This window comes from Streptomyces sudanensis (genome assembly GCF_023614315.1).
Taxonomy (GTDB): Bacteria; Actinomycetota; Actinomycetes; order Streptomycetales; family Streptomycetaceae; genus Streptomyces; species Streptomyces sudanensis.
This window is the reverse complement of record NZ_CP095474.1, coordinates 2,826,789-2,834,288: the sequence shown is the minus strand read 5'-3', so window position 1 is coordinate 2,834,288 and position 7,500 is coordinate 2,826,789. Positions and strand designations below refer to the sequence as shown.

4 protein-coding genes, 2 rRNA genes and 3 pseudogenes (1 of these 9 cut by a window edge) are annotated in these 7,500 nt (G+C 71.1%); 3 read left to right on the top strand and 6 right to left on the bottom strand.

What is annotated here, in order from left to right:
• Window positions 1-1,657, top strand: a 23S ribosomal RNA gene (locus MW084_RS13185) (it extends 1,460 nt beyond the left edge of the window).
• An 84-nt stretch (window positions 1,658-1,741) separates the two neighbouring features.
• Window positions 1,742-1,858: ribosomal RNA gene (gene rrf / locus MW084_RS13180) — 5S ribosomal RNA — on the top strand.
• A gap of 96 nt (window positions 1,859-1,954) precedes the next feature.
• Here rrf and MW084_RS13175 read toward each other — a convergent pair.
• From MW084_RS13175 to MW084_RS13160, 5 genes and pseudogenes are all read right to left on the bottom strand, one after another.
• Window positions 1,955-2,623, bottom strand: a complete 669-nt coding sequence (locus tag MW084_RS13175; protein WP_275563605.1) for a response regulator — start codon at window positions 2,621-2,623, stop codon at window positions 1,955-1,957.
• Window positions 2,620-2,743: pseudogene (locus tag MW084_RS24735) on the bottom strand (ATP-binding protein); the annotation flags it as partial. The pseudogene MW084_RS24735 and the gene MW084_RS13175, both read right to left, overlap by 4 nt.
• Window position 2,744: 1 nt before the next feature.
• Window positions 2,745-3,913: pseudogene (locus MW084_RS24595) on the bottom strand (sensor histidine kinase); the annotation flags it as partial.
• A gap of 80 nt (window positions 3,914-3,993) precedes the next feature.
• On the bottom strand, window positions 3,994-4,845 hold the full coding sequence (locus MW084_RS13165) for an ABC transporter permease (protein ID WP_010474968.1): 852 nt from the start codon (window positions 4,843-4,845) through the stop codon (window positions 3,994-3,996).
• A complete protein-coding gene (locus MW084_RS13160) occupies window positions 4,842-5,756 on the bottom strand; it encodes an ABC transporter ATP-binding protein (protein ID WP_010474966.1) in 915 nt (304 codons plus the stop codon). The genes MW084_RS13165 and MW084_RS13160 overlap by 4 nt, the downstream gene beginning before the upstream one ends.
• A gap of 133 nt (window positions 5,757-5,889) precedes the next feature.
• On the opposite strand from MW084_RS13160, the gene MW084_RS13155 reads away from it, so the two are divergent.
• A complete protein-coding gene (locus tag MW084_RS13155; RefSeq protein WP_010474964.1) occupies window positions 5,890-6,480 on the top strand; it encodes a GNAT family N-acetyltransferase in 591 nt (196 codons plus the stop codon).
• 90 nt (window positions 6,481-6,570) lie between these two features.
• On the opposite strand, the pseudogene MW084_RS13150 reads toward MW084_RS13155, so the two are convergent.
• Window positions 6,571-7,500: pseudogene (locus MW084_RS13150) on the bottom strand (type IV secretory system conjugative DNA transfer family protein); the annotation flags it as partial.

Sequence of the window (7,500 nt, the reverse complement as noted above, 5' to 3'; positions counted from 1 at the left end):
AAGGCGAGGCCGACAGGCGTAGTCGATGGACAACCGGTTGATATTCCGGTACCCGCTTTGAAGCGCCAGCGCTGAACCCAGCGATGCTAAGCCCGTGAAGCCGTCGTGTGCGTCTTCGGACAAGCACGGAGTGGTGGAGCCGGTGGCCCAGACTGGTAGTAGGTGAGCGATGGGGTGACGCAGGAAGGTAGTCCAGCCCGGGCGGTGGTTGTNCGGGGTAAGGGTGTAGGCCGTGTGGTAGGCAAATCCGTCACACATTGAAGGCTGAGACCTGATGCCGAGCCGATTGTGGCGAAGTGGATGATCCTATGCTGTCGAGAAAAGCCTCTAGCGAGTTTCATGGCGGCCCGTACCCTAAACCGACTCAGGTGGTCAGGTAGAGAATACCGAGGCGTTCGGGTGAACTATGGTTAAGGAACTCGGCAAAATGCCCCCGTAACTTCGGGAGAAGGGGGGCCACGTCTGGTGACGAGTCTTGCACTCCGAGCTGGGGGTGGCCGCAGAGACCAGCGAGAAGCGACTGTTTACTAAAAACACAGGTCCGTGCGAAGCCGTAAGGCGAGGTATACGGACTGACGCCTGCCCGGTGCTGGAACGTTAAGGGGACCGGTTAGCCTGGATTCGTCCGGGCGAAGCTGAGAACTTAAGCGCCAGTAAACGGCGGTGGTAACTATAACCATCCTAAGGTAGCGAAATTCCTTGTCGGGTAAGTTCCGACCTGCACGAATGGCGTAACGACTTCTCGACTGTCTCAACCATAGGCCCGGTGAAATTGCACTACGAGTAAAGATGCTCGTTTCGCGCAGCAGGACGGAAAGACCCCGGGACCTTTACTACAGTTTGATATTGGTGTTCGGTTCGGCTTGTGTAGGATAGGTGGGAGACTGTGAAGCCGTGACGCCAGTCATGGTGGAGTCGCCGTTGAAATACCACTCTGGTCGTGCTGGATGTCTAACCTGGGTCCGTGATCCGGATCAGGGACAGTGTCTGATGGGTAGTTTAACTGGGGCGGTTGCCTCCTAAAGGGTAACGGAGGCGCCCAAAGGTTCCCTCAGCCTGGTTGGCAATCAGGTGTTGAGTGTAAGTGCACAAGGGAGCTTGACTGTGAGACCGACGGGTCGAGCAGGGACGAAAGTCGGGACTAGTGATCCGGCGGTGGCTTGTGGAAGCGCCGTCGCTCAACGGATAAAAGGTACCCCGGGGATAACAGGCTGATCTTCCCCAAGAGTCCATATCGACGGGATGGTTTGGCACCTCGATGTCGGCTCGTCGCATCCTGGGGCTGGAGTCGGTCCCAAGGGTTGGGCTGTTCGCCCATTAAAGCGGTACGCGAGCTGGGTTTAGAACGTCGTGAGACAGTTCGGTCCCTATCCGCTGTGCGCGTAGGAATATTGAGAAGGGCTGTCCCTAGTACGAGAGGACCGGGACGGACGAACCTCTGGTGTGCCAGTTGTCCTGCCAAGGGCATGGCTGGTTGGCTACGTTCGGGAGGGATAACCGCTGAAAGCATCTAAGCGGGAAGCCTGCTTCGAGATGAGTGTTCCCACCTCCTTNGAGAGGGTAAGGCTCCCAGTAGACGACTGGGTTGATAGGCCGGATATGGAAGCCCAGTGATGGGTGGAGTTGACCGGTACTAATAGGCCGAGGGCTTGTCCTCAGTTGCTCGCGTCCACTGTGTCAGTTCTGAAGTAACGAACTCCCCCNNTNGTGTGGGCCGGTCGAGTTCATATCTTCATAGTGTTTCGGTGGTCATAGCGTTAGGGAAACGCCCGGTTACATTCCGAACCCGGAAGCTAAGCCTTTCAGCGCCGATGGTACTGCAGGGGGGACCCTGTGGGAGAGTAGGACACCGCCGAACAATTCTTCGGGAAAGCCCCGCACCTCATGGTGCGGGGCTTTCCGCATTTCCAGACCATTTCGAAGGCACCTTTCGAAGGCACCTTTCGAAGGCGCCTTACGAGGCCGGCTGCACCAGACGTGTGTCGTACGCCAGGATCACCGCCTGGACGCGGTCGCGGGAGTTCGTCTTCGCCAGAATGCGGCCCACATGCGTCTTCACCGTCGATTCCGCCAGGTGGAAGTGCTCGGCGATCTCCGTGTTGGTCCAGCCCCGGCCGATCACCGTGAGGATCTCCCGTTCCCGTTCGGTGAGCGGGGCCAGGCGCGGATCGGGAGCGGGGGCCGCTCCCGGTACCGGCGGCAGATGGCGTGCGTACGCGTCCAGCAGCCGGCGCGTCATCCGCGGCGCCACCACCGCGTCGCCCGACGCCACCGCACGCACCCCCGACAGGACGTCCTCCGGCTGGGCGTCCTTCAGCAGGAAGCCGCTCGCGCCCGCCCGCAGCCCCGCGTGCGCGTACTCGTCCAGGTCGAACGTCGTCAGGATCAGCACCCGCGTACGGCCCCCGGACGCGACGATCCTGCGCGTCGCCTCGATGCCGTCCATACCGGGCATGCGGATGTCCATCAGCACCACGTCCGGCCGTACCTCCGCCACGAGCCTGACCGCCTCGCCCCCCGTGCCGGCCTCACCCGCCACCGACATGTCGTCCTGGCTCTCCAGCAGCATGCGGAAACCGAACCGCTGCAACGGCTGGTCGTCCACGATGAGCACCGTCGTCACGTCACCGAATCCTTCGGAAGGAACAAACGGACACGCCAGCCCCCCGGCGGAGCCGGCAGGGGACCCGCCTCGAACGTCCCGTCGTACAAGGCCGCGCGCTCCCGCATGCCCGTCAGCCCCNCGGCCCCCCGGGCGGGGTGGCACGCGGGTCCCGGCGGCACCCGCCGCGATCCGACGTCCGGGCCGGCCCGGAGCGGACCCGGAGCCGGGCGCCGCGTCGGCGAGCGTATCCCGGGGCGTGCCCGGGCGGCCCGCCGGACCCGTGTCGGTGACCGTGACGGCGACCCCGTCCCCGTACGACACCTCCACCGCCGCCGTCGCACCGGGTCCCGCGTGCTTCAGGGTGTTCGTCAGGGCCTCCTGGATCACGCGGAACACGGCCAGCTGCGGGCCCGGCGGCAGGGGCGACGCCTCACCGCGGACGGTGAGGCGCACCGGCAGGCCCGCAGCCCGCACCCCCTCCAGGAGCCGGTCCAGGTCGGCGAGCGCGGGCTGGGGACTCAGCTTCGGCGGGGCACCGGCGGTCGGCGGCTCGGGGTCGTCGCGCAGGACGCCCAGGAGGCGGCGCAACTCCGTCAGGGCCTGGCGGCTCGTCGTCGCGATGCCGTCCAGTGCCTGCGCCGCCCGCTCCGGGGACTTCGCCGCCGCGTACCGGCCGCCGTCGGCCAGACCCGTGATGACCGACAGGTTGTGGCCGATGATGTCGTGCATCTCCCGCGCGATGCGGGCCCGTTCCGAGGCCGCCGCGAGCCGGGCCTGCTGGTCGCGCTCCACCTCCAGCCGGTGGGCTCGCTCCACCAGCGACGCCGTGTGGTCCTGGCGGGTCCGCACGACCATCGCGCCCAGCACGACCAGCGCGTACGCCCACAGCGGCGCCAGGACCAACTGGTCCCAGCCGACGTGCGGGAACCGGAGCGCGCCCACCATCAGCGGCGGCACCAGCAGTGCCACCGCCCACCACAGCCGCCGCGGCGGCAGGCGCAGCGCCGCGGTGTACACGGGCACGAGCTGGATCAGGGCGGCCTGGAGCAGCGCCCCCGTCCACTGGCTCACCAGCGCCGCCGGGGCCATCGCCGCCAGTACCGCCAGGGGGTGCCGGCGGCGCCACAGCAGCGGCACCGAGAGGGCCAGGCTCAGGACCGTCACCAGCTCCACCGGCACGTCCCGGACGGCGGCGGTGCTCCGCCAGCCGCCCCGCGCGTCCGTCAGCGCCGCCACGACGAAGAAGCCCGTCAGCAGTCCGTCCCACACGAGCGGGCGGCGCCGGTCGAACGCGCGTACCCGGTGCAGTGCCGCCTGCACCCGGGTCGTCAACGCCTCGGCGCCGCCCGTCTGATGCTCCATGCCGCCCATCCTCGTACGGGAGGTCGTCACACGTCGCGGCGTTTCAGCAGCACCGCGGCGAGCGCCAGCGTCCCGCCCGCCCACAGCAGCAGCGCCAGGAGCGCCGCGCCCGGGGACGCCGCGCCCGGCAGCGGGGTCGACGAGCCGAGCGCGTGCGCGGCCTGCGTGGGGAAGTACCGCACGGCCGTCTCCGCCGCCTCGTACGGGAGGGCGCCCAGGATCTCCGGGACGATCACCACGCCGCCGACGAACGCGCCCAGCGCGCCCGGCACCGAGCGGAGCAGCGCGCCCAGCCCCAGGGCGATCAGCGCGACGAGCGTGACCCCGGCCGAGTTGCCGGCGAGGGCCGCGAGCACCCCGTCGTCCGTCAGCGAACCGGCCTGGTCGGTGTCGGCGAGGAGCACCTGCGCCGCCGGGTACGACACCAGGGCGGTGGCCAGGCCGAGGGTGAACACCGTCGCGGTGAAGACCGCCGTCTTCGCCCACAGGACGGGCAGCCGGGCCGGTACGGCCGTCAGCGTCGCCCGGATGGAGCCCGTCGCGTACTCGCCCGCGGTGACCAGGATGCCGAGGACGGCGAAGCAGATCTGCGAGAGCATCGTGCCCTGGAGGACCAGTACCACCGGGTCGACGTCGGAGTCCCCGCCGCCCGACTCGTACGTCCCGCCCATCAGCAGGGCCACGGCGATCACCAGGAGCACCGCCGTGGCGGCCGTGACGCGGGACGAGCGCAGCGAGCGGAGTTTGAACCACTCCGCGCGCAGCACGCGGGCTCCGGTGACGGCGTACGGGGACGCGGGGGCGGCCCCGCCGCCGTCCGGGCCGGTGGGCGAGGGCTTCCCGGCGGGTGTGTGCCGGGTGGTGGCTGCGGCGGTCATGCGGCGGCTCCCTGGTACTCGACGGTGTCGCGGGTGAGGTCCATGAACGCCTGCTCCAGCGACGGGTCGCGCGGCGTCAGCTCGTACAGGGGGATCGCCAGGCCGGCGGCGGCGCGTCCGATGCGCGGCGCGTCCACCCCCCGTACGTCCAGCTCCTCCGGGCCGTCGGCGGTGATCTCGGCGTCCGGGTGGGCGGCGAGCAGGGCGCGGCGCAGGTCCGCGGCGCGCGGGGTGACGACCCGGACGGTGCGGCCGCCGGAGCGCCGCACGAGGTCGTCGACCGTGGTGTCGGCGAGGAGCCGGCCGCGGCCGATGACGATCAGGTGGTCCGCGGTGAGGGCCATCTCGGACATCAGGTGCGACGAGACGAGGACGGTGCGGCCCTCGGCGGCGAGCGACCGCAGGAGGGTGCGGATCCACAGGACGCCCTCCGGGTCGAGGCCGTTGACCGGTTCGTCCAGGACGAGCGTCGCCGGGTCGCCGAGCAGGGCGGAGGCGATGCCGAGGCGCTGGCCCATGCCGAGGCTGAAGCCCTTCACCCGGCGGTCGGCGGCGTCCGTCAGGCCGGTCAGTTCCAGCACCTCGTCGACGCGGCGGTGCGGCAGGCCGTGCGTGAGGGCGAGGGACCGGAGGTGGGCGCGGGCCGTGCGCCCGGGGTGGACGGCGCGGGCCTCCAGCAGGGCGCCGACCTGGGTGAGGGGCGCCGGGTGGGAGGCGTAGGAGCGGCCGTCGACGGTGGCGCGGCCGCGGGTCGGCGCGTCCAGGCCGAGCAGCATGCGCAGGGTGGTGGACTTGCCGGCGCCGTTCGGGCCGAGGAAGCCGGTCACGGTGCCGGGGCGGACGGTGAAGGTGAGGTCGTGGACGGCGGTCCTCCCGCCGTAGGTCTTGGTCAGTTCGTGTGCCCGGATCATGCCGACGACGCTACGGAGCGGGGCGCGGCGGCACGTCCGACCGGGGACGGGAACGGCGGCGGGGACGTGGTACCGGGGTACGACGGGGAACAAAGGAGTTGCCCGGGCGCGGGGCGGCGGGAAGCATCGGGGGATGACCTACCTGATACGGACCGTGCGGGCCGAGGAGTGGCGCGAGGCCCGCGTGCTGAGGCTGGACGCGCTGCGGGACCCGGCGGCGCCGCTCGCCTTCCTCGACACGTACGAGGCCGCCGTGGCGCGGCCGGAGGAGCACTGGCGGGAGCGGACCGCCTGGTCGGCGGAGGGCAGCGACACGGCCCGGCAGTTCGTGGCCGTCGCGCCGGACGGGCGGTGGGTCGGATCGGTGACCTCGCTGCTGGAGCGGCGGGGCGCGGAGGTGCTGTTCGGCGAGGCGCCGGAGGTGGACCAGGCGCACATCGTCGGTGTCTACCTGCGTCCCGAGGCGCGGGGCGGCGGCGTCGCGGAGAAGCTGGTGGAGACGGCCGTGGACTGGTCGTGGTCGCTGTCGGAGCCGGTGGTGCGGCGGGTCCGGCTGTACGTGCACGAGCGGAACGCGCGGGCGGCGGCGCTGTACCGGAAGGCGGGGTTCGTGCCGAGCGGGCGGGTGGCGGTGCTGGAGGGGGAGGCGGGCGGAGAGGACCACGAGTACGAGAGGTGGCGGCCCGACGCGGACACGGGTGGCCCGGAGGCCGGGGAGCGGTAGCCGCCGGAACGGGGTCCCGGCCGGGAGGGTGGCTCGGAGGGGCCCGGCGTGAGGCCGGGGGCGCGACGGCGGTGGCCGCTTCGGGAGGACTCAGCGGGCCGGCGCGGTGAGCGGGGTCTGCCAGCGGGCGCGGGCCTGCTCCTGGGAGCGGAGCAGGACGAGCGCGGGAAGGCCCCGGTGGTGGCCGGTCGCGAGGAGCTCCGGGAGGTGGGGGAGCGGGGCGACGGCGGCCGCGTCGTCGAGGACGAGGGTCATTGGTGGGTCGAGCCGACCGTCGGATGACCGTGCGGCCATGCGGCGGCCGTGCTCGACCACGTGCGAGGCGAGGGCGGTGAGGAGGGGCATCGCGCCGGGGTCGGCGCGGGGCGCCTCGATCGGTTCGCCCACCACGTAGAGCGTTCCCCCCTCGGCGGCGAATGACTCCAGGGCCAGCGTGTCGGTCCGGTTCGGGGCGCACGCCTCGCGGATGTGGACTGAGGAGAGGCAGGACAGGGCACGGATCGTCAGGGCCCGCGCCGCCTCGCGGCGTTCGGGGTAGGCGGTGAGCGCCGACTCCAGGAGCCCGGCGTGGCTGTTGGTGGCCCTGGGGTGCGTACGGAGGATGCGTACCGGCTCGTGGGCCGTGCCGTGGTGCTGCGCCCAGCGGTGCACCTGCTTGAACGGCCGGCCGTCGACGGCCGCGGCGTGCAGCCAGCAGCCGAGCAGGGTCTCGGCCGTGTCGGCGACGGCGGCGTCCAGGCGGGCCGGGGGGCGTACGGGGGCGAGGAGCGCGGCGGCGCGGGCCGCCGCCGTGGCGGTGTCCTCGCAGCCGGCCGTGGGCGACCAGTGGAGGCGTACCGGGGCGTCGCAGAGGTGGCAGGGGTCGTAGAGGACGACCGGGCCGAGCTTGGCGCGGGCGTCCCTGGTCTCCGCCCACAGGGTCGGGTCGGACGTGACGACGAGGGCGGGGCCCTCGGCGTCCAGGACGGCCCGGAGGGCGTGCGGGCGGCGGGCGGCGCGGTCCCCGTAGAGGAGGCGGGG

What these genes read in the sequence shown, in the direction of transcription:
- MW084_RS13165 (WP_010474968.1), bottom strand. Translation starts at nt 4,845, where the DNA reads ATGACCGCCGCAGCCACCACCCGGCACACACCCGCCGGGAAGCCCTCG.
- MW084_RS13160 (WP_010474966.1), bottom strand. Translation starts at nt 5,756, where the DNA reads ATGATCCGGGCACACGAACTGACCAAGACCTACGGCGGGAGGACCGCC.
- MW084_RS13155 (WP_010474964.1), top strand. Translation starts at nt 5,890, where the DNA reads ATGACCTACCTGATACGGACCGTGCGGGCCGAGGAGTGGCGCGAGGCC.